At 74.2% G+C, this 20,367-nt stretch carries 20 protein-coding genes; 7 read left to right on the forward strand and 13 right to left on the reverse strand.

Annotated elements, in window-relative coordinates; all coding sequences use genetic code 11:
- Positions 1–57: 57 nt before the first annotated feature.
- The 8 genes from AB0D10_RS28210 to AB0D10_RS28245 all read right to left on the reverse strand — a co-directional run bounded on the left by AB0D10_RS28210 (position 58) and on the right by AB0D10_RS28245 (position 8,921).
- A complete protein-coding gene (locus AB0D10_RS28210) occupies positions 58–1,074 on the reverse strand; it encodes an AvrD family protein (RefSeq protein ID WP_360261708.1) in 1,017 nt (338 codons plus the stop codon).
- Between the two features lie 51 nt (positions 1,075–1,125).
- A complete protein-coding gene (locus AB0D10_RS28215; protein WP_360261710.1) occupies positions 1,126–2,523 on the reverse strand; it encodes a dihydrolipoamide acetyltransferase family protein in 1,398 nt (465 codons plus the stop codon).
- An 11-nt stretch (positions 2,524–2,534) separates the two neighbouring features.
- Complete coding sequence (locus AB0D10_RS28220; RefSeq protein WP_360261712.1) at positions 2,535–3,533, reverse strand: alpha-ketoacid dehydrogenase subunit beta; 999 nt, start codon at positions 3,531–3,533, stop codon at positions 2,535–2,537.
- Position 3,534: 1 nt separating this feature from the next.
- On the reverse strand, positions 3,535–4,659 hold the full coding sequence (gene pdhA, locus AB0D10_RS28225; protein WP_360261715.1) for a pyruvate dehydrogenase (acetyl-transferring) E1 component subunit alpha: 1,125 nt from the start codon (positions 4,657–4,659) through the stop codon (positions 3,535–3,537).
- 450 nt (positions 4,660–5,109) lie between these two features.
- Positions 5,110–5,934 (reverse strand): alpha/beta fold hydrolase, encoded by an 825-nt coding sequence (locus AB0D10_RS28230; protein WP_360261718.1) that lies wholly within the window; start codon positions 5,932–5,934, stop codon positions 5,110–5,112.
- Entirely contained in the window at positions 5,915–7,126 is a 1,212-nt protein-coding gene (locus AB0D10_RS28235; protein WP_360261720.1) for a hypothetical protein, read from the reverse strand. The genes AB0D10_RS28230 and AB0D10_RS28235 overlap by 20 nt, the downstream gene beginning before the upstream one ends.
- 347 nt (positions 7,127–7,473) lie before the next feature.
- Entirely contained in the window at positions 7,474–8,160 is a 687-nt protein-coding gene (locus AB0D10_RS28240) for an HAD-IB family hydrolase (protein WP_360261722.1), read from the reverse strand.
- A 23-nt stretch (positions 8,161–8,183) separates the two neighbouring features.
- Positions 8,184–8,921, reverse strand: a complete 738-nt coding sequence (locus AB0D10_RS28245; protein ID WP_360261724.1) for a ScbR family autoregulator-binding transcription factor — start codon at positions 8,919–8,921, stop codon at positions 8,184–8,186.
- 159 nt (positions 8,922–9,080) lie between these two features.
- Between AB0D10_RS28245 and AB0D10_RS28250 the strand changes: the two genes are divergently transcribed.
- The 6 genes from AB0D10_RS28250 to AB0D10_RS28275 all read left to right on the forward strand — a co-directional run bounded on the left by AB0D10_RS28250 (position 9,081) and on the right by AB0D10_RS28275 (position 15,231).
- Positions 9,081–10,067 carry a ScbA/BarX family gamma-butyrolactone biosynthesis protein gene (locus AB0D10_RS28250; protein WP_360261726.1) on the forward strand — a complete coding sequence of 329 codons (987 nt, stop codon included), beginning with the start codon at positions 9,081–9,083 and terminating at the stop codon, positions 10,065–10,067.
- Entirely contained in the window at positions 10,064–11,221 is a 1,158-nt protein-coding gene (locus AB0D10_RS28255; protein ID WP_360261728.1) for an oxidoreductase, read from the forward strand. Before AB0D10_RS28250 ends, AB0D10_RS28255 begins: the two co-directional genes overlap by 4 nt.
- 123 nt (positions 11,222–11,344) lie before the next feature.
- Positions 11,345–11,932, forward strand: coding sequence for a helix-turn-helix domain-containing protein (locus AB0D10_RS28260; protein ID WP_360261730.1), 588 nt, complete (start codon positions 11,345–11,347; stop codon positions 11,930–11,932).
- 610 nt (positions 11,933–12,542) lie between these two features.
- Positions 12,543–13,256, forward strand: a complete 714-nt coding sequence (locus AB0D10_RS28265; protein WP_360261732.1) for an AAA family ATPase — start codon at positions 12,543–12,545, stop codon at positions 13,254–13,256.
- 123 nt (positions 13,257–13,379) lie between these two features.
- Positions 13,380–14,033 (forward strand): NADPH-dependent F420 reductase, encoded by a 654-nt coding sequence (locus AB0D10_RS28270; RefSeq protein WP_360261734.1) that lies wholly within the window; start codon positions 13,380–13,382, stop codon positions 14,031–14,033.
- Positions 14,034–14,103: 70 nt separating this feature from the next.
- Entirely contained in the window at positions 14,104–15,231 is a 1,128-nt protein-coding gene (locus AB0D10_RS28275; RefSeq protein WP_360261760.1) for an NADH:flavin oxidoreductase, read from the forward strand.
- 92 nt (positions 15,232–15,323) lie between these two features.
- On the opposite strand, the gene AB0D10_RS28280 is transcribed toward AB0D10_RS28275, so the two are convergent.
- Positions 15,324–15,671, reverse strand: coding sequence for a helix-turn-helix transcriptional regulator (locus AB0D10_RS28280; protein ID WP_360261736.1), 348 nt, complete (start codon positions 15,669–15,671; stop codon positions 15,324–15,326).
- A gap of 186 nt (positions 15,672–15,857) precedes the next feature.
- On the opposite strand from AB0D10_RS28280, the gene AB0D10_RS28285 reads away from it, so the two are divergent.
- Positions 15,858–17,297, forward strand: a complete 1,440-nt coding sequence (locus tag AB0D10_RS28285; RefSeq protein ID WP_360261738.1) for an MFS transporter — start codon at positions 15,858–15,860, stop codon at positions 17,295–17,297.
- A 149-nt stretch (positions 17,298–17,446) separates the two neighbouring features.
- Here AB0D10_RS28285 and AB0D10_RS28290 read toward each other — a convergent pair whose 3' ends face one another.
- The 4 genes from AB0D10_RS28290 to AB0D10_RS28305 all read right to left on the reverse strand — a co-directional run.
- Positions 17,447–17,656, reverse strand: coding sequence for a DUF2278 family protein (locus AB0D10_RS28290; RefSeq protein WP_360261740.1), 210 nt, complete (start codon positions 17,654–17,656; stop codon positions 17,447–17,449).
- A 105-nt stretch (positions 17,657–17,761) separates the two neighbouring features.
- On the reverse strand, positions 17,762–19,126 hold the full coding sequence (locus AB0D10_RS28295; protein WP_360261742.1) for a chloride channel protein: 1,365 nt from the start codon (positions 19,124–19,126) through the stop codon (positions 17,762–17,764).
- Between the two features lie 169 nt (positions 19,127–19,295).
- Positions 19,296–20,036, reverse strand: a complete 741-nt coding sequence (locus tag AB0D10_RS28300; protein ID WP_360261744.1) for a TetR family transcriptional regulator — start codon at positions 20,034–20,036, stop codon at positions 19,296–19,298.
- 85 nt (positions 20,037–20,121) lie between these two features.
- Positions 20,122–20,367 (reverse strand): acyl-CoA dehydrogenase family protein (locus tag AB0D10_RS28305; protein ID WP_360261746.1); only part of this gene is annotated, 246 nt, incomplete at its 5' end.

Below are 20,367 nucleotides of genomic sequence, written 5' to 3' on the forward strand. Positions count from 1 at the left end.
TCCACGATGTCCTTTCCACGGTGTGCGTTCGCGGGGCGGGTGCCGGGGGCGGGGCGGTCACGGCAGCCGGTGGGCGGCCGAGCAGCGGACCGACATGTGCCGGAAGCCGCCGACGATGTCGACCAGCCGCCAGGTCTCGCCGTCGCGCGAGGTGAGCAGTTCGGTCCCGTCGAGGTGTACGGAGAGCCGTTCCGGTGTGGTCACCGGCCGGTGCGGGTCTGCGATGTCGAGCACGGTCTGCCGCATCCACAGGGTGTTGCTCTCCGAACGCGGTACGCCGTCGATCTCGTAGAGCAGGATCTGGCCGAGCTGGATGGCGGCGACGAAGACGTCCAGGATCGAGGTCGCCCGGTGGCTGTAGCTCTCCAGTCCCCGCACCGGGCGGTCCTCGTCCGTCCGGAACCGGGAACTGACCGTGGCTGCGGCCGAGTTCGCCGCGAAGTCGACCGAGAGGCCTTCGATCACCTGGTACTTGGACCGGTGGGCCGTCCCGTACGGGCGCAGCGCCGCGCTGCCGAGCAGCTCGTCGGGGTCGGTGTACGAGCCGGGTCCGGTGTGGGCGGTGCCGGCCGGGTGCTCGATCTCCAGGCGCACCCGCAGGGCGCCGACCCTGCAGTCGACGGCGGACACCCGCTGCCGGGGACCGCGGCCGACGCCGGGGAGTTCGGTGACGGTCGCCTCCACCGGGAACTCGTCGAGCTCCTCCTCTACGGGGCTGGTGCCGGCCTTCATCCGCACCCGGCGCAGCCGTGCGGTGCCGCGCTGCTCGGGGTCCAGGCCCAGGACGTGGGCGAGGTACAGCTCGGCGGCTTCGCCGGCGAGCAGCAGGACGTCGATGCTGCTGAGGTGCGGGCGCTGGTTGTGCCGGCCCTTCTTCGACCAGTCGTCCGGGTAGCTGACGGAGGCGAGCGCGCGAACGGAGGCGGTGCCGTCCCGGCCGACGCCGACCCGGATGTCGCTCAGCCGCTGGCGGGCGCGCTTGTACCCCTCGCCAAAGAAACGTTTCTCTCCCGGGCCCAGGTAGTCGTCGACGGTGACGCGACGGGGGCGGATCGGCGCTGCGGTGTCAGTCATGGCTTCCCTCGGAGAGTCGGCGGGACCCGGAAGTGGCGGGGCCCGATGCGGCTAGGCCCAGGTGAGCAGGCGCTTCGGGTGTTCCAGGACGGCTGCGGTGTCGGCCAGCACCCTCGACCCCAGCTCGCCGTCGACCAGCCGGTGGTCGAAGGAGAGCGCCAGGGTAGTCACCTGCCGGGGCACCACCTCGCCCTTGTGGACCCAGGGCCGCTCCCGGACGGCGCCGAAGGCGAGGATCGCCGACTCCCCCGGGTTGAGGATCGGCGTCCCGGTGTCCACGCCGAAGACGCCGATGTTGGTGAGGGTGACCGTGCCCCCCGCCAGCGCGGCCGGTGCGGTCCTGCCCGCGCGGGCGGTCGCGACCAGTTCCCCCAGCGCACGGGCGAGCCGGGGCAGGGTCAGGGCGCCCGCGTCCTTGATGTTGGGGACGATCAGACCGCGCTCGGTGGCGGCGGCGATGCCCAGGTTGACCCGCTCCTTGCGGACGATCTCCTGGTTCTCCTCGTCCCAGCGGGCGTTGACCTCCGGATGACGCCGGACCGCGAGCAGGAACGCCCTCGCCACCAGCAGCAGCGGATTCACCCGCAGACCGGCCAGCTCCGGGTCCTGCTTCAGGTCCCGGACCAGGGCCATGGTGCGGGTCACGTCGACGGTGACGAACTCGGTGACGTGCGGGGCGGTGAAGGCGCTGGCGACCATCGCCCGGGCGGTCGCCCGGCGCACCCCCTTCACCGGGACCCGGATCTCGCCCTCGGCCCCGGACGGGCCGGGGGCCACCGGGGGCGCGGCGGCCGGGGACGCGCCCGCAGGGGGTGCGGCGGCCGGGAGCGCGGCGGACCGAGCGCTCGGTGCCTGGTGGGCCGCGTGCACGTCCGACCTGGTCACCACGCCGCCGGCGCCCGTGGGGACGACCGCGGCCAGGTCCACCCCGAGGTCCTTGGCCAGCTTGCGGACGGGCGGCTTGGCGGCAGCCCGCTCAGCGGGCGCGGCCGGGACGGGCGCGGCCGATCCGTTCCGGCGGGGCCTGCGGCCGGAGCGCCCGGGGGCCACTCCGTAGCCGACCAGGACCGGCTGCCGGACGGTGGGCTGCGCGTCCGGCTCCTCGGCGGGCACGTCGACGCGCACTACGGACGCAGTGGCGGCGGAGGCGACGGGCACGGCCGGTTCGGGCGCCGGGGCCTCCGGACCCTGCGCACCGGTGTCGATCGAGATGATGACGGCACCCACCGCGACCGTCGTCCCGGCCTCGACGTGGACCCGGTGCACCACGCCGTCGTACGGGATCGGCAGCTCGACACTGGCCTTGGCGGTCTCCACCTCGCAGACGACCTGGCCGTCGGTCACCCGGTCGCCCTGCCGCACGTGCCAGGCGAGGATCTCCGCGTCCACGAGCCCCTCGCCCACGTCGGGCAGGGGGAAGTCGCGGACGCGTTGCGCGGTCGTGGTCACGGTTCCTCTCCTCAGTACGCCAAGGCGCGGTCGACGGTGTCCAGGACGCGGTCGACGTCCGGCAGGTACGAGTCCTCGAAGGAGGCGGGCGGGTACGGCATGTGGTAGCCGCCGACCCGCAGGACGGGGGCCTCCAGGTGGTGGAAGCAGCGCTCGGTGATCCGGCCCGCGATCTCGGCGCCGGCGCCGAAGAAGACCGGCGCCTCGTGCACGACGACCAGCCGCCCGGTGCGGCGCACCGAGGCCTCGATCGTGTCGAAGTCCATCGGCGACACCGAGCGCAGGTCGATCACCTCCAGACTGTCGCCCTCCTCCCCGGCGGCCGCGGCCGCCTCCAGGCAGGTCGCGACCGTCGGCCCGTAGCCGAGGAGCGTCAGGTCCCGCCCCGGCCGGACCACCCGGGCCGCGTGCAGGGGCAGTTCGGCGGCGGGGGGCACCGGACCGCGGTCGTAGTAGCGGCGCTTGGGCTCGAAGAAGACGACCGGGTCGTTCCCGGCGATGGCCTGCCGGAGCATCCAGTGCGCGTCGGCCGGGTTCGAGGGCGAGACCACCTTCACTCCCCCGACGTGCGCGAACAGTGCCTCGGGGGACTCGCTGTGGTGCTCGACCGCGCCGATGCCGCCGCCGTACGGGATCCGGATGACCACCGGCAGGGTGAGCCTGCCGTTCGAGCGGGCGTGCAGCTTCGCCAGCTGCGTGACGATCTGGTCGAAGGCGGGGAACACGAAGCCGTCGAACTGGATCTCCACCACCGGGCGGTAGCCGCGCAGCGCCAGGCCGATCGCCGTGCCGACGATGCCGGACTCGGCCAGCGGGGTGTCGATCACCCGGCCGTCGCCGAAGTCCTTCTGCAGGCCGTCGGTCACCCGGAAGACACCGCCGAGCCGGCCGACGTCCTCGCCCGTCACCAGGACCCGGGGGTCCTCCTCCAGGGCGGCGCGCAGGGCCGAGTTGATCGCCTGCGCGACCGTGCGGGCCGGCCCCTCGGCCGGATTCCGGTGCGCTGCCATCTCAGGCCCCTTCCGTGGAGGCGGAACCGGCCACGTGGGCGGAACCGGCGGTATGGGCCGAACCGGCGGCGAGGGCGGCGAACTGCGCGGCCTCCTCCGCCACCAGGGTGTGGCCGTCCGCGTAGACGTGCGCGAACATGGCCTCCGCCGGGGGCGCGGCCATCGAGCGCACGGCCGCGCGTACGGAGCGGGCCGCTTCGTCGCACGCCCGGTCGATCCGTGCGAGGGACTCCTCGTCCGCCCAGCCGTTGGCCAGCAGGTGCGTCCGCAGCCGGGTGATCGGGTCCTTCAGCTCCCAGGCGCGCACCTCCTCGGCGTCGCGGTAGCGGGTGGGGTCGTCGGAGGTGGTGTGCGCGCCCATCCGGTAGGTGAAGGCCTCGATCAGCGTCGGCCCCTCGCCGCTGCGGGCCCGCCGCAGGGCCTCCCGGGTGACGGCGAGGCAGGCCAGCACGTCGTTGCCGTCCACCAGGATCCCGGGGAAACCGAAACCGGCGGCCCGCCGGTGGATCGGCACCCGGCTCTGCCTGTCGGCGGGTTCGGAGATGGCCCACTGGTTGTTCTGGCAGAAGAAGACGACGGGGGCGTCGTTCAGGGCCGCGAAGTTGAAGGCCTCGCTGACGTCGCCCTGGCTGGTCGCGCCGTCGCCGAAGTAGACGATGACGGCGGACTCCGCGCCGTCCTTGGCGACGCCCATCGCGTAGCCGGTGGCATGCAACGTCTGGGCGCCGATGACGAGGGTGTAGAGGTGGACGTTGTGCTCCCGCGGGTCCCAGCCGCCGTTGGTGGTGCCCCGGAACAGTGCGAAGAGGTCGAGGGGGTCGACGTTCCGGGCGAGCGCCACGCCGTGGTCGCGGTAGCTGGGGAAGACGTGGTCCTCGTCGTCGAGCGCCCGGGCGGAGCCGATCTGGGCTGCCTCCTGCCCCAACAGCGAGGGCCAGAGGGCGAGTTCGCCCTGGCGCTGGAGCAGCACCCCCTCGGCGTCGATCCGGCGGGCGCGGACCATGTCCTCGTAGAGGCCGAGGAGTCGGTCCGGCGTCGGATCGAACCGGTAGTCGGGGTGGTGCTTCCGTTCGCCGTCCGGGGTCAGCAGTTGTACGGCCTCGGCCGGCGTGTGCGCGTGCGGCATGGCGACCTCCTTCCTCTGGGCGGGGTGTCGGCGAGCGGGTGTCGCCGGTGCGATCGACGGTGCTGCGGGAGCGGATGCGGGAGCGGGAGCGGGGAGCACGGCCGACTCGGATCGGTGTCGGCCGGCGGCGCGGCTCGGGGCGCCCGGCGGGCGTCTCGCCCCGCCTTTCCCTGACATTCGAACTCCCTTTTCCTAAAGGCGAGTTCGGGCCCGGCACGGAGAACTCTGCCTGCCGCCCACGCCGTCACGCAAGCGGCGCGGGCATCCGATCGGAACGTGCCGCCGGACCGTAAGGTCCGCGCCGGGGCACCGGGCCGGAAACCGGTACGGATTCCGGGCGGAACCGGCTCGGAACCGGCTCGGAAGCCCCGCGCGAGAGCCGGCCCCGAGTTCCGGCGCACGGCCCCGAACCACTGTGCACGGCCCCGGATTCCGGCCGGGCAGGCGCCGTCAGACGGCCGCCAGCGGTGCGACCAGGTCGCCGAGGCGGCGAAAGAAGGCGTCCTTCGATTCCCGGGGGAAGAAATGCCCCCCGGGGAGGCGGTGCAATGCGAAACCCCCGCCGGCGTGTTCGGACCAGGCGGCCACGGACGCCGCCGAAACCAGCGGATCGTCCTCCCCGGAGAACACCTCGACCGGGCACGGCAGCGTCCGGTGGGTGAATCCCTCGGAATTCCCGGCACAGAGGCCGATCTCCGCCCGCACCAGGGAGATCCGTTCGCGCAGCCAGCCGGTGTCGGCGCGCAGCGCGGCCGGGAGCGACCCGAAGTCGACCAGCCAGGAGACGAGTTCGGCGTCCGTGAGACGGGCCGCCCGCTGCAGCGGATGCGGCAGGTGGGGTGCCGGGTAGGCGCCGACCAGCAGCCGCTCGGGCAGCCGTCGCCCGTGCTCGGCCCTGCGGCGGGCGAGCCGGTAGGCGAGCAGCGCACCCATGCTGTGCCCGTAGAGGAGGTGGGGCCGTTCCAGGAGCGGGCCGAGGTCGCGTTCCAGTGCGGCGACGAGACCGGGCAGCCCCTGGCGACAGTGGCCCCCGGCGGGGTCCCGGCCGGGGATCCGGACCGGGACCACCTCCACCCGCTCGCCCAGGGCCCGTTGCCAGCCGGAGAAGAAGGCCGTACTGCCGCCGGCCGGGTGCAGCCCGAGCAGGCTGACCGGGCCGACGCGCGGGTCGATCGGCTGTGCGACTGAGGCCCGGGCCCGGTTGCACACCACGGCCGCGGGCGGCGCGCCGCCGACCGGCCGGCGGCGCGCCGGGTCAGACGGCTGCCGGAACACCGGCCCTCCCCGTCACGGGCTGGGGGGACGACGGCTGCTCGGCACCGCGGCCGGGATCCTGCCCCGGCCGGGCGGTCTCCACCTGGTGCGCGAACTCCCGCCAGGCGGCGGCGCATTCGAGCGCGAGCCGGGAGACCCGATCGGCACAGTGCGGCGGGATGCTGCGGGCCAGCTGGTCACGCTGGTCGGGCGGCAGGAGGCTGCTGGTGAGCATCCGCAGCAGGTGGCGGCCGCTCTCCGTCAGCCGGAGCGCGGGGTCGCTCATCAGCCGTTCCATGACGCGGGCCAGGTCCTGGGCGGGTTGCTGCGGGCCGGGGCCGGCCTGCCGGGCGCCGGGGGCCGGGCCCACCGCCGGCGGCGCGGGGCGGGTCCGGTCCGGGCGGGCCCGGTCCGCGGGCCGGGTCGTGCGGCGCCCGGCGGGCACCGGATCCTCGCCGCGCCGCAGCCGGTCCCGGACGTCGCGGACGGTCCCCGGGGAGATGCCCGCCTCGTCGGCGACCGCGCGGAGCGAGGCGAGGGGGTTGGCGGTGATCAGCTCGCCCGCGCGCAGTCGGCCGAGTGCGCTGTCCAGCGGCCGGACCCGGCCGTCCCGGCCGACCCGGGCCGCGGCGTGCGGGATGGTCCCGCTCTCGCTGCGCCGCAGCTCGCGGACCGCCTTGGTGGACAGCCCGGTGACGGAGGCGACCATCCGGTCCGACCACTCGGCGTGCGAGGTGAGGATCCGCCGGGCGGCGCCCACCCGGTCCGCCCGGGACAGGGGGAGGCCGTGGCGGGTGTTGCTCTGGACGGAGAGCACGAAGGCGTCGCGTTCGGAACCTTCGAAGAAGCGGGCGGGGATGACGGGTCTGCCCTGGGCGGCGGCGACCCGCAGCCGGTGCATGCCGTCGATCACCCGCATGCTGGGGCGGTGGACGATGATCGGCGGGAGGTCCTGGTCGAGTCCGGCCAGGGTCCTCAGGTGTTCGGGGTCCTCGCCGCCGGTGCGCGGCGAGTCGGCCGGCAGCAGTGCGACGACCGGGACCGGCACCACCTCGGACAGGGCCGGCGACCACTCCTGGGGCGGGCGGCCGGGTTCCGGGGCCGAGCCTCCGGCTTCCGGGGGTGTCCGGCTGGTCCGGGGTGTGGGGGAGGGTCGACCGGGCCGGGGCGTGAGGGGCGGTTCGGCGCGGTCGCTGACGGTCTCTTGCTTCACGGCGGGTCCTCTGGCGTGCGTCGCGGGAGGGCGGCCGGCCGGGCGGTGCGTGGTGCCGTCACCGCCCGGCTCGGGGAAGTACCGCCCCGTTCCCTGGGTCTGCTGGGTCGTCTCCTCGTCGAGACAGGCCAAAGGGGCACCGGCCCGCGCTGCCGCGGGACCCGGCCGGCCGACGGCGCCCGCAGGGGCGGGGTCCGTCGGCGCGGACTCCGGGTGGCTCCACGACGCAGCTGCCGAATGCTCCGCCGCGATCGTGGCACACGAACATACCTTTGGGAAGGTATTTTAACGAGGGTGTAACGTGCCGCAGCAATACCGTCACATGGCGACCGCCGCCCGGGTGCCCGTCAGTCGGCTGCCGCCACCCCGTCGACCAGCAACAACCGTGCGCCCGGGAGCAGTTCGGCCAGCCCCGGGTCACCGACCACCACCGGGTGCCCGACCTCGGTGAGCATCGGCAGGTCGGAGGCGTGGTCGCCGTAGCCGTGGCAGTCCGCCGGATCGACGTGCGGATGGGCGTCGAACAGGGCACGCACCGCCCGGCGCTTCTCCTCCCCGATGACCGGCTCGCCGACCAGTTCGCCGGTGAGCACTCCCCCGCGCACCTCGGGTCGGCTGCACACCAGGTGCGCCGCCCCGACCCGTTCCGCGATCGGGTCGAGGATCGCCGGGAACGCTCCGGAGACCAGCACGACCGCGCCGCCCGCCGCCCGGTGGCGCGCCAGGGCGTCCCGGACGGGGGCGATCCAGAAGCCGGCCTGCGCGCTGCGCTCCGCGAACCACGCGCGGCCGGCCGCGGCGACGTCCCCGGCCGGCTCCCCGGCCCACTCCCGGTAGTACGTCCGGCTGTTCCGCTCGCGCGGGCTCCCGGCGGCGGCCAGCGCGGTGATCTCCTCCCGGAGCCGGCGGCCGCGCCGGACGCCCGGCGGGCCGTACCGGGCGCCGAGGTAGTGGTCGAGGAAGTCGAACATGCTCTTGCAGTCGATCAGTGTCTCGTCGACGTCGCTGAACGCCAGACGGTCGGGCAGGGCCACGGGGGCTCCTCGGGGGGCTCGGGTCACCTCGGGGTGACGCTTCGGGCGGGTCGGGTGCTCGCGGCGCGGGCACCGCCGGCGGCACGCGTCCCGGTCGCGGACCGCGGCCGGGCGCGCAGCGCCGGGAACAGCGTGTCGCGCACCTCGCGCCAGCGTTCCGCGAAGTCGGCGCGTGCGTAAAGGTTGTCGGAGATGTGCTGGGCGCCGAAGAAGGCCGCGACCGCGACCCGGGCGGCCACGTCGGGGTCGACGTGGTCCGCCAGCTGCCCCTGCTCCCCGGCCTCGCGCAGCAGCATCGAGATCAGGTTCGTCCAGTCCACGTACGGCAGCGGCAGTTCGACGTCGATGGCGGCGCGCTCGTTCTGCAGCCGGGTGCCGGCCTGCATGATCGGGTCCTCCAGGAACGCGGTGGTGGCCGCGTTGAACATCTCGATCACCGTGTCCAGCGGCGAGAGGCCCTTGGCCCGCACCGCCTCCAGCGTCACCGGCCAGCGGGAGTACAGCTCCTCGACGACAGCGACGGCCAGCGCCTGCTTGTTGGGGAAGTGGAAGTAGACCGCGCCCTTGGTCATGGCCACCTCGTCGGCCACGTCCTTGATGCCGGTGCGCTCGTAGCCGCGCTCGGCGAAGATCCGCGCGGCGCAGTGCAGGATCTGCTCCCTGGTGCGCTCGGCGCGCTCCTGGCGCAGACACGGCCCGGTCGCGCCGGTGCGCAGCGCCGGCCACAGCGGCTCGGTGGCGGCGCTCTTGCTCTGGCTCACTGTTCTCTGTTCCTCTCTCGCGTCCCGTCGATCCTGGCTATATACCTTCTCCCAGGTATATTTTCGGGCCGTGATCAACGGCCACCTGGGGGGTGACCCGCGTCCGCAGCGGGGTGGCACCACCTTAGGGAACGGCTCACCAACGGGGGACGTGCTCGTATGTCCAGCATCACCGCATCGCCAAGGTACCTGCCACCGGCCGCCCGGGCCTCGCCCCGGCGCGGACTCTCGTTCCGGCACCGCCTGCCGGCCGCCGCCGTCCACAAGGCCGCCCCCGGCGAGGTCCTCCTCACCGACGCCGCCCGCACGGGCGACGACCGGTTCCGCGTCGCCGCCCGCTGGGACCGCCACCGCTTCCTGCACCACGGCGGGACGGGCCTGCCGACCGACCCGCTGCTGGTGGTCGAGACGGTCCGCCAGGCCCTGATCCACCTGTCCCACCGGTTCCACGGCGTCCCGCAGGGCCACCCGTTCGTCCTCGACACCCTCGACCTCCGGCTGACCCGGGCCGGTTCGACGCACCGGCCCGCCGGCCCGCAGCACGCCGTGCTCGACGCCGTCTGCACGAGGACGACGACCACGCCGCACCGCACCGGCCTGGCGCTGGACGCCGTGGTGTCGGTCGACGGCGTGACCGCCGGCCGGGCCGGGATCCACTGGGAGGTCCGGGACCCCGAGTTCTACGCCCTGGTCCGCGACCGCGCCCGGCGGAAGGCGGCGGCCCCTTCCGGGCCGCCCGCCGGGGAGTCCCGGCGGCTCGCCCCCCGGGAGGCCGGGTACGCGGACGGCCGGCACGTGCTGCTCGCCCGCACTCCGGGGAGCGCGCCCGGCGCGTTCCTGCTCGACCCCGACCCCGGCCACCCGGTGCTCTTCGACCACCCGTCCGACCACGTGCCGGGCATGGTGCTGCTGGAAGCGTTCCGGCAGGCCGCCCGCGCGATCGGCGCACCGCCCGACCCCACCCGCGTCCGCGCGGCCTTCACCGCGTTCGGGGAGCCGGACGCGCCGGTGCGCGTCGCCGCGCGGCCCGGACCGGAGCCGGGGACGACGGAGGTCGCCGCCGTCCAGAGCGGGGCGACCCTCGCCTCGGCCCTGCTCGGGTACGCACCGCTCGACGACGTGACGGCCCGCGGGGACGCCCCGTGAGCGGGGCCGCCGACGCCGCGGAGCGCCCCGCCGAAACCTCGGAGCTTCCCGCCGATGCCGCGGAGCTCCCCGCCGAGGCCGTCGGACGGGTGGTCCGGGCGGCGGAGCGGGATCTGCCCGCGCTGGAGGACCGGCGCCGGCTCGGCGCGGAGACGGTGGCCGCGATCACCGCCGCCGGGTTCCCCCGGCACTTCGTGGCGCGCGGGTTCGGCGGCACGGCCGGGACGTTCTCCGCGCTCCTCGCCGCCTCGACGAGCGTCGCGCGGACCTGCCCGTCCACCGCCTGGTGCGCCGCCCTGTTCGCGGCGCACGGGCGGCTTGCCTCCTACCTGCCCGAGGAAGGCCGGACGGCGCTGTGGCGCGACTCCCCCGACGTGCTGGTCGCCACCGCCATCATGCCGCCGCGCGGCCGGGCCGTACGGGTGCCGGGCGGCTGGCTGCTCAGCGGCCGGTGGGACACGGCGAGCGGGGTCGACCACGCGGACTGGCTGCTGCTGGCGAGCCGCACCGGCACGCCGGACCGCCCCGAGCACCGGATCCTCGCCGTCCCCAGGGCGGACTGGACCGCGCTGGACACCTGGCGCAGTCTGGGCATGCGCGGGACGGGCAGCCACGCGGTCGAGGTGGCGGAGGCGTTCGTCCCCGACCGGCTCTCCTTCACCATGGCGGACCTGCGGCACCCCGTCTCGCAGGACGCGGCCCGCTGCCACCGGGTCCCGGTGCAGCTGGTCGGCGCGCTGATGTTCGCGGCGCCGGTGGCCGGCGCGGCCCGGGGCGCCCTGGATGCCTGGAGCGCCGCCGCGACCGCCCGGCGGACGGAGTCGGACCGGGCGCTGAGCGAGGGCTCGGCGCAGATCGCGGCGGCCCGGCTGCTCCTGGAGCGGGCGGCCCGGCGCGCCGACGAGGACCCGGTGACGCCGCTGCTGGTGGCGGAGAACCGGCGGGACGCCGTCACGGCCGTGCGCTGGTGCGCGGCCGCCGTGGACCGCCTCTTCCACACCTCGGGCTCGCACGTCCACCGGGACGGCTCCCCGTTCCAGCGGTACTGGCGCGACATCACCACCGCGGCCACGCACGGCGCGCTGGGGCCCTCGGCGGCCGCCGCCGAGTACGCCGACGCCCTGCTCGGTCCGGCGGCCCCGACCGACTCCTGACGGTACGTCAGCGAACGGCCGGCCATCGGCGGGTGGCCGGCCCGGGCATCGGCTACCCTCGACAACAAACCTTCGCATAGGTAGGTTTCCAGCGATGAACAGAGTGACGAGGGTGCCACGGTGGTGAAACAGGCCAGGGCGTGGCTGACCCGTGAACGCGTACTGGACGCCGCAGCCGAGGAGTTCGCCGTCCACGGCTTCGCCGCCACCAAGGTCGAGGCCGTGGTGGCCCGGACGGGCATGACGAAGGGCGCGCTGTACGCGCACTTCGGTTCCAAACACCAACTCGCCTCCGCACTGGTCGACGAGAGCGCCGAACACTGGAAACGCCTCCGGGACGCGCCCGCCGACACGCTCCCCCGGCCGACGGCGGGCGCGGCGCTCACCGAACTCCTCGGCCGGATGCGCGGACAGTTCGAAACCAACGTCCGCTTCCGGGCCGCCCTCCGGCTCGCCGCGGACTGCGAACGCTACGAGGGCGATTCGGACGGTTTCTTCGGCGACATCCGCCGGGAAATGGTCACGAGTGTGCGCAGAGCCCAGCAGGAACGGGAGATCACGCCGTCCTACCCGGCAGAATCCCTCGCCTACCTGATCCTGGCCGTCCTGTACGGCTTCTCCTACATGCCGACCTGGGACGCCTCGCACGGCGTCCCGGTCGAACCCGACGACGCCTGGCACGTACTGCGCACGGCCCTCCGCCTCGGCTGACCTGCGGTCGGCTCCCCCGCGCCGGGCCCCGGCCGGACCGGACGCCGGCCGTGTGCAACTGCGGACCCGGCGCCAGTCGCACAGCCCGTTCCGCTCCGCACCGCCCTCCCCTTTTCGCTCCGCGAAGCCGTCCCCTTTTCGCTCCGCACAGCCCTCCCCTTTCGCCCCGCGAAGCCGTTCCCTTTCGCCCGGAGGAAAAGAGCGCAGCTGTGCAAACGGGAAACCTGGCACCACGAGTTCGACGGCCGCTAGCCTTTCTCACGCACCGCTTCCCGCCGGACCGGAAAGACTCACCGGACCGCCGGTGACGCCCCCCGGGCCGGGAGCCGCGTCCTCAGCGCTTTTCGTGGATCCCGTTTCCCCGTGCTCCCCGTTCCACCGCCCTCCAGCGCTCCCCGCGCTTCTCCTTTCCCGGGCAATCCGTTCCCCCGCGCCCTCCGCTCTCCCCACGCCGTCCGGCCGCCCTTGCGAGCGCTCCGGTTTCCGCGTGCGTCCGCCCAGCGCGTCCCGCCCGGCCGGCCCGGAACGAACACCCCGACCGCACCGCCCGCACCGCCCATACCGCCGCACTGACAGCCCTGACAGCCGTCCGTTCTTCGAGAGGCACACGATGAAGCTCGCGATCTCCGGCACCTACTCCTCCGGCAAGACCCTCACCACCATGGCGCTGGCCCACCTGACCGGGGTCCCGCGCACCCACGCCAAGACCATGCGGGAGATCCTGCCGCACGCCGTCCCGGGCAAGACCCTGGAGGAGTGCAACGCGGCCGAGCTGATCCAGCTGGTGATGCGCCGCTACGTCGAGCGGGCGGTGCACGAGAGCCACCTGCCCGGCGGCTACATCTCGGACGGCTCCTCTCTGCACGAGTGGACCTACGCCACCGTGCGCGTCACCGTCGGGATCAACCCCAACGAGTCCATCGGTCTGGAGTCGGTGGAGAAGACCGACGAGATCCGCTTCTACGAGCAGGTCGTCGCCCAGCTCGGCGTCGCGCTCAAGCAGTACGCCAAGGAGACCTACGACGCCTTCGTCCACCTGCCGATCGAGTTCCCGCTGGACCCGAACGGCCACCGCCCGGTCAACGAGCGCTTCCGCGTCCTCTCCGACGAGCACCTGCTGAACGTGCTGGACGAGTTGAAGATCCCCACCCACATCATCGGCGGCACCATCCCCGAGCGGCTGGAGGGCATCACCGAGGTCTTCGGCCTGCCCCGGGTCCTGTCGATCGAGGACGCCATCGAGGCGGCGAAGAAGGACTACGAGCAGCTCGACGTCCGCACCGAGGCCGAGCGCAACGCCGCGGCCGAGTCCCTCGCGGCCTGAGCCCGCACCTCCTCGCACCGCCCACGCACCGCCCACGCACCGCCCACGCACCGCCCCGCCCGCCCCGCCCGCCCCGGGCCGCCCCTCCCGCCCCGTTCCGCCCCGTCGAAGGAACCCACTGCCATGACCAATCCCACGACGCCGCTGAAGCTCGGCGTCCTCGGCACCGGCAACATCGGCCGGCCGGTCGGCCGCCACTGGCTGGCCGCCGGCCATTCGGTGACGTTCGGCTCCCGCACCCCGGAGCACCTGGCCTCCTTCGTCGAGCCGCTGGGCGCCGGGGCCCGGGCGGCAACGCTCGCCGAGACGGCCCGGACGGCCGACGTCCTGCTGCTGTCCGTCCCGTACGAGGCGGCGGAGGGGGTGCTCGGCGAGGTCGGCGAGCACCTGGCCGGGAAGATCGTCATCGACGCCACCAACCCGGTGTCGCTCACCGAGGACGGCCGGGTGGTCTCGACCCTCACCCCGGGGGTGACCCAGGGCCGGCACGCCTCGAAGCAGCTGCCGGCCGCCACCGTGGTCCGGGCGTTCACCCACGTCATGGACGAGCTGCTCTGGTCCCGCGGGACGAGGCAGCGGCACTTCTGGGCCATCGCGATCGCGGGCGACGACGCCCCGGCCAAGGCCGTGGTGGCGCGGCTGGTCCACGACGCCGGCTTCACCCCGGTGGACCTCGGCGGCCTGGACGGCTCGGCCCCGCTCGACCCGGGCGGCGTGCTCTTCCCGCACATGTTCACCCCCGGCGAGATGCGGGCGCTGACCGGCCTCTCCGGCTGACCGCAGGACCGTCTGGAAGGAAGGCAGTCACGTGAGCACGACACCGCCGCGACCGGCGGCCGCGGCACCGCTGTTCGAGCCGTTCAAGGCCGGTGGACTGGCCCTGGACAACCGGATCGTCATGGCCCCGATGTCCCGCGACCTGTCCCCCGGCGGGGTGCCCGGCGCGGACGTCGCCGAGTACTACGCCCGCCGGGCCCGGCACGGCGTGGGGTTGATCATCACCGAGGGCACCTTCGTGGGCCACCCCGCGGCCGGGAACCGGCCGTCGGTGCCGCGCTTCCACGGCGTGGACGCCCTGGCCGGCTGGGCCGGCGTGGTCCGCGCGGTCCACGACGCCGGCGGGCGGATCGTCCCCCAGCTGTGGCACGTCGGCCAGGACCCGCTGCTGTGGGGCAAGTCCCTGACGGAGGCGCGCCGTACGGCGCCGAAGGGCGTCGAGCTGTTCGAGCCGCCGGGCGGCCTGATCAGCCCCTCCGGCCGGGAGCCGGGCAGCCCGGCCGGGCGCGCCATGTCCGAGTCCGACATCGCCGAGGTCGTGGAGGCCTTCGCCCGAGCCGCCGCCGACGCCCGTCGCCTGGGCTTCGACGGCGTCGAGCTGCACGCCGCCCACGGCTACCTGTTCGACCAGTTCTTCTGGGACGTCACCAACCGCCGCACCGACCGCTACGGCGGCGACCCGGCCGGCCGGACGCGGTTCGCCGCCGAGGTGGTCCGGGCCTGCCGGGCGGCGACCGGGCCGGACTTCCCCGTCATCCTGCGCATCTCGCAATGGAAGGTGGCGCACTACCGGGCCCGGATCGCGGACGACCCGCAGGCCCTGGAGACCTTCCTGGCGCCGCTGGTGGACGCCGGGGTCGACGTCTTCCACTGCTCGACCCGGCGGTTCTGGCAGCCCGCGTTCGAGGGCTCCGGGCTCAATCTGGCGGGCTGGGTGAAGAAGGTGACCGGCCGGCCCACCATCACCGTCGGCTCGGTCGGCCTGCGCGACAGCGACTTCCTCGGGTACGTGGAGGGCAAGGGCGCGGAGGTCGACGACATCGGCCTGGTGGCCGAGCGGCTCGCGGCGGGCGAGTTCGACCTGGTCGCGGTCGGCCGGGCGCTGGTGGCGAACCCGGCCTGGGCCGAGCAGGTGCGCACCGGACGGACGGACGGGCTGCGCCCGTTCGACGCGGCGGAACTCGCCGCACTGCACTGACTCCGGGCGCGGCGGTGGCGCCCATCCGGGTTGGGCGCCGGCGCCCCTCCGGGTGCCCTCGCGGTGGGCCGGGGGCGGCGTCGCCGCGGTGCTCAGCCGGCGGCGGCCTCGCGGTCCGCCGCCGCGATGAGGGCGTCCAGCAGGCCCGGGTAGGCCTGCTCCAGGTCGTCGCGGCGCAGGGTGTTCATCTTGGAGGTGCCGACGTAGTACTGCCGGATCAGCCCGGACTGCCGCAGCACCCGGAAGTGGTGGGTCCCGGTCGACCTGGTCACCGAGATGTCGAAGGTGCCGCAGGCGGTGTCGCCGGGCGCGTCGGCGATCTGCCGGACGATGCTGCGGCGCACCGGGTCCGCGAAGGCCTCCAGGATGCGCTGCAGGGTGATGTCCGCGGCATCGGGGTGGTCACCGATGCGTTCTGCTGCGGCGGCGTGTGCAGTCACGTGGCACCTCTCTGGTTTCGCTGCGCGCCCATCGTACGACTCCAGCCATATGACGACCACCATCCAATTTGACATGCATCGTCATATGCCCTTCAGTTGAACCGCGCCTTCCAACCCAACTCGACCGTGCCGACAGCGAGTTGCTCGCTCCGCGCGCAGCGGTCACCCGCAACGAAGGAACCAGCGATGACAACCGCCGAGACCAGTCCGGCGCAGACCGACACCTCCCCCGCCGCCTCGCCGGACACCTCCGGCGGGTTGAAGATCGCCGCGCTGGCCACCGGCTTCGTGATGGCCACCCTGGACGTCACCATCGTCAACGTCGCCGGCGCGACCCTCCAGGAGAAGCTGGGCGCCACGCTCACCCAGCTCACCTGGGTCGTCGACGGCTACATCCTGACCTTCGCGTCCCTGCTGATGCTGGCCGGCGGCCTCGCCAACTGGCTCGGCGCGAAAACGGTCTACATGTGGGGCATGGGCCTGTTCCTGCTGGCCTCGCTCGGGTGCGCGCTGTCCACCACGCCGGAGCTGCTGATCGCCGCCCGGATGCTGCAGGGCGCCGGCGCCGCACTGTTCATGCCCAGTTCGCTGTCCCTGCTGGTGTTCTCGTTCCCGGAGAAGCGCCGGCGCACCCGGATGCTCGGCCTGTGGTCCGCGATCGTCGCCACCTCCTCGGGCATCGGCCCGACGCTCGGCGGCCTCATGGTGGGCTCGCTCGGCTGGCAGAGCATCTTCCTGCTCAACCTGCCGATCGGCGTCGTCGGCATGCTGATGACGAAGCGGTTCGTCGCGGGGCCGGAGGCCCGCTCCGCGCGGCCGGCCCCGTTCGGCCACCTGATCTGGATCGTGGCCCTCGCGGCGCTCAGCTACGCCCTGATCGAGGGCCCGCAGCTCGGCTGGGGAGCGACCCCGGTGGTCGTCGCGTACGCCGTGGCACTGGTCGCCGCCGTGCTCCTGGTCCGGCGCGAGCGCCGCGGCGACAAGCTCGTCATGCCGTGGACGCTCTTCCGCCGCCCCGGGTTCTCCGGCGCCAACCTGGTCGGCTTCTTCTTCAACTTCGCGTTGTTCGGCACCATCTTCATGCTCGGCCTGTTCTTCCAACACGCCCAGGGTGCCAGCCCGTTCGTGGCCGGCCTGGAACTGATCCCGATCACCGTCCTGTCCCCGGTGGCGAACGTGGTCTACTCGAAGATCTCCGGGCGGTACGCCAACGGACCGCTGCTGACGGTCTTCATGCTGCTGGCGGGCGTCTGCTCGCTCGCCCTGACCGCCGTCTCCGCCACCACCCCCTACTGGCTGATCGCCGTCGGCATCGGCCTGGCCAGCCTCGGCTCCGGCATCATCTCCCCCGGCATGACCGCGGCGATGGTGGACTCCGCCGGGCCGGAGCACGCCAACGTCGCCGGATCGGTGCTGAACGCCAACCGCCAGATCGGCTCCCTGGTGGGCATCGCGGTGATCGGCGTGGTGCTGCACGCCACCTCGGACTGGAGCCGCGGCGCCTCCGTCTCGTTCGTCCTGGTCGGCGTCTCCTACCTGCTCGGCGCGCTCTGCGCCTGGCGGCTCGTCACCCGCTCGGAGCGGCGCGCCGAAACCCCGGCGACACCCGGGCCGGCCCGCAGCTGACGGACCCCGCGATCCGGGCGTCCGCAACCCCCGCTCCTCCGCCGCCTGAACCCCCGCAGGCGGCACGGGAGCACCGACGGCCTCCCCGGCCGGACCACCGTCCGCGCCGGGGAGGCCGTCGCGGCGCGTCCCGCGGGGAGCCGCTGCGGCTACGGCCGGTGGTCGGCCGGCCGGTGGTGCCGGGTGGGGCGCGGGACGGGGAGCCGGAAGTCCTCGACGACGATGTGGAGCAGATCCGGAGGGGCCTGCTGGGAGAGGACGTTGACCGCCGCGCGATAGTCGGTGCCGGGCCCGTCGCACAGGTGGATCTGGTAGTGCGGGGTGTCGGTGCCGCGGTAGGACAGGGGCACCTCCGTCATGGCGCACCCGGCCGCGCCGTCACCCCCGAATCGACGGGTGTTCACTTCCCGTCCCGCGCAGAGGTCTCCGGCGCTCCGAACGTCGACAGCCCGAGGGCCCGGACCTCAGCCGGCCCCGGCCCCGGCCGCCGCCCGGTCGGCCGGGGTCTCGCCGCGTTTCGGCCGGCCCCGGAGCGCCTCGCCGGTGATGAACGCCGTCACGACCGCGACGATCACCAGTGGCATGGCGTCCACCGAGTCGATCCCGAGGAGGACGGTGGCCAGCACGGCGCTGGTGACCGGCAGCCGGGTGACGGCGGCGCCGGCGGCCGCCAGCCCGACGGCCAGGGCGGGTTCGGTGCCGAAGCCCGGCAGCGGCGCGCAGGCGATGCCGAGCGCGGCGCCGAGCAGGATCGCCGGGAAGATCGGCCCGCCGCGCAGGCTGCCGAGCGCGACCGACCAGGCGAGCGCCTTGCAGAGCACGAGGGCGAGCAGCGCGCCGATCGACCAGGCGGCCGGGTCGGCGGCGAGCGTGCTCAAAGTGGCCTGGCCGGAGAGCGCGGCCTCCTCCGGGGAGCGGCCGGTGAGCAGGGCGTACGCAGTGATGAAGCCGCCGACGACGACCGCGCAGAGCACCGTCCGGACAGCGGTCCGCCGAGCGGTGTCCACCGTCATGAAGCCCTTGACCCGCCGGCCGATCGTCTGCCCGGTCACGAGGAGCAGGGCGACCGCGGCGGCCAGCGGGATGCCCCACAGGAAGTCGCCGGGGTCGGGGACGGTGCTCTTGGGCACGGTCGGGAGCGAGAGCGCTCCGATCGCCAGGCCGGTCCAGTGGCCGAAGCCGGTGAAGACCAGTGCGCCGATGCCGCTGGCCAGCAGGCTGGGCAGGATCAGCGCGACCAGTTGCGGGCCGCCCAGTCCGGCCGCCTCGATCACCATGACCGCGGCCACCAGCGGGCTCCCGAAGATGGTGCAGATCGCCGCCGCCGCGCCCGCCGTTCCCAGCACCGCCACCAGCTGCGGGTGTTGGGCCCGTTTGGCGGCACGGACGGCGAGCAGGGCGAGGCCGCCGCCGAGCCCCATCAGTGGGGCTTCCGGGCCGAGCGTCACGCCGAGCGGCAGGCAGGCGAGTGCGGCCAGCACCACGCCGGGGACGGCGATGGGCGGGGTGGGCGGTCCGCCGAGCCCCTGCACCGGGATGTGGCCGCCGCGTCCGGGCAGCCGGATGACGATCGGGGCGAGCAGCAGGCCGGCGAGCAACAGCGCCGGCAGCGCCCACCACCAGGGGGCGCTGCTGTAGCCCGCGGTCTCCGGCAGGCTCTCCCAGACCCAGTGCTGGAGCTGGTGCTCCAGGCTGAGGAAGCCGAACGCGGCCAGCGAGACCGGGATGCCGACCAGGCCGGAGAGCAGCAGCAGGCCGAAGTAACCCTTGTGCAGCAGCACCTCACGCAGGGCCGGGCCGCTGTCCTGCTGCTGGGGCGTCCCCGCCATGGCCGCTCCTTCGCGATCCCGGGCCGCGCGATGCCACGGTGGCCCGTCCTGCGACCGAGTCTCACCCGGGGAGGGCGGCCCCGCACGGTGCGCGGGCCGTGCGGGGTCGGGAACGGGCACGGTTGCGCCGTACGGGTGAGCGGGAGCGCGGGCCCCGGCGGTCCGCCGGTCAGACCTGCCGGGTGTCGCCGCCGAGGGCGCTCTCGATGCCCTGGACCATGCGCCACAGCGGGGTCCGCCGGCTGGCGACCAGGACCACGACCTCGTCGGACTCGCCCTCGCCGGCGGCCTCGGCCGGCCGGTCGCTCCAGGTGCCGGTGACGAAGGCCATCGCCGCGTCCACCTCGGCCACCCAGTCGCTCTCCCCGCCCGAGCGCAGCCAGGTGCGCAGGGCGTGGTTGTGCGCGGCGACGACGGCCGCCGCGATCACGTCCGCGCGCAGCGGGCCGTCCGGGCGGGCGGCGAAGCGGCCGCGCAGGTAGGCGGCGAGGGTGTGCTCGTAGCGCCAGACCACCGACAGCTCGTACGCCCGCAGTCCGGGCACCTTGCGGGTCAGCCGGTAGCGTTGGACGGAGAAGGACGGCTGTTCGGCGTACATCCGCAGGACGAGGCGGGCGGCGTCGCAGGCGTGCCGGACCGGGTCCTCCTCGCCGCTGCCGGACTCCAGGAACTCCGTCATCTCGGCGAGGCTGCGCTCGTGGTCGGGGAAGACCACGTCCTCCTTCGCCGGGAAGTAGCGGAAGAAGGAGCGCCGGCCGACACCGGCCAGCGAGACGATGTCGTCGACGGTGGTCTGCTCGAAGCCTCGCTCCAGGAAGAGCTCGAAGGCCGCGGCGACCAGCGCCTCGCGCATCGCGGGCTTGGCGGGCCCGTCGTTCATGGGCAGGTCCTGCTCTTCCTTCTCGCTCATTCTCCGCAACCTACATCGGCGCACCGTCCGGGCGCCGACGGCCGGGCCACGCTCCGGTCCGACCGTCGGCGCAGGTCAGGCCGGGTTACGGGAGGTTGCGGGCCATCACGATCCGCTGGACCTGGTTGGTGCCCTCGTAGATCTGCGTGATCTTCGCGTCCCGCATCATCCGCTCCACCGGGTAGTCACGGGTGTACCCGTACCCGCCCAGCAACTGCACCGCGTCCGTCGTGATCTCCATCGCCGCGTCCGACGCGTAGCACTTCGCCGCCGCACCGAAGAACGTCAGGTCCCCGTCCCCGCGCTGCGACTTCGCCGCCGCCGCGTACGT

The organism is Kitasatospora sp. NPDC048545 (assembly GCF_040651155.1).
GTDB lineage: Bacteria > Actinomycetota > Actinomycetes > Streptomycetales > Streptomycetaceae > Kitasatospora.

Excerpts from the sequence above, each read along its gene's own strand:
- AB0D10_RS28250 (WP_360261726.1), top strand. The coding sequence starts at position 9,081 with ATGTCCAGCATCACCGCATCGCCAAGGTACCTGCCACCGGCCGCCCGG.
- AB0D10_RS28300 (WP_360261744.1), bottom strand. The coding sequence starts at position 20,036 with ATGAGCGAGAAGGAAGAGCAGGACCTGCCCATGAACGACGGGCCCGCC.
- AB0D10_RS28295 (WP_360261742.1), bottom strand. The coding sequence starts at position 19,126 with ATGGCGGGGACGCCCCAGCAGCAGGACAGCGGCCCGGCCCTGCGTGAG.
- AB0D10_RS28290 (WP_360261740.1), bottom strand. The coding sequence starts at position 17,656 with ATGACGGAGGTGCCCCTGTCCTACCGCGGCACCGACACCCCGCACTAC.
- AB0D10_RS28270 (WP_360261734.1), top strand. The coding sequence starts at position 13,380 with ATGACCAATCCCACGACGCCGCTGAAGCTCGGCGTCCTCGGCACCGGC.
- AB0D10_RS28285 (WP_360261738.1), top strand. The coding sequence starts at position 15,858 with ATGACAACCGCCGAGACCAGTCCGGCGCAGACCGACACCTCCCCCGCC.
- AB0D10_RS28265 (WP_360261732.1), top strand. The coding sequence starts at position 12,543 with ATGAAGCTCGCGATCTCCGGCACCTACTCCTCCGGCAAGACCCTCACC.
- pdhA (WP_360261715.1), bottom strand. The coding sequence starts at position 4,659 with ATGCCGCACGCGCACACGCCGGCCGAGGCCGTACAACTGCTGACCCCG.
- AB0D10_RS28220 (WP_360261712.1), bottom strand. The coding sequence starts at position 3,533 with ATGGCAGCGCACCGGAATCCGGCCGAGGGGCCGGCCCGCACGGTCGCG.
- AB0D10_RS28210 (WP_360261708.1), bottom strand. The coding sequence starts at position 1,074 with ATGACTGACACCGCAGCGCCGATCCGCCCCCGTCGCGTCACCGTCGAC.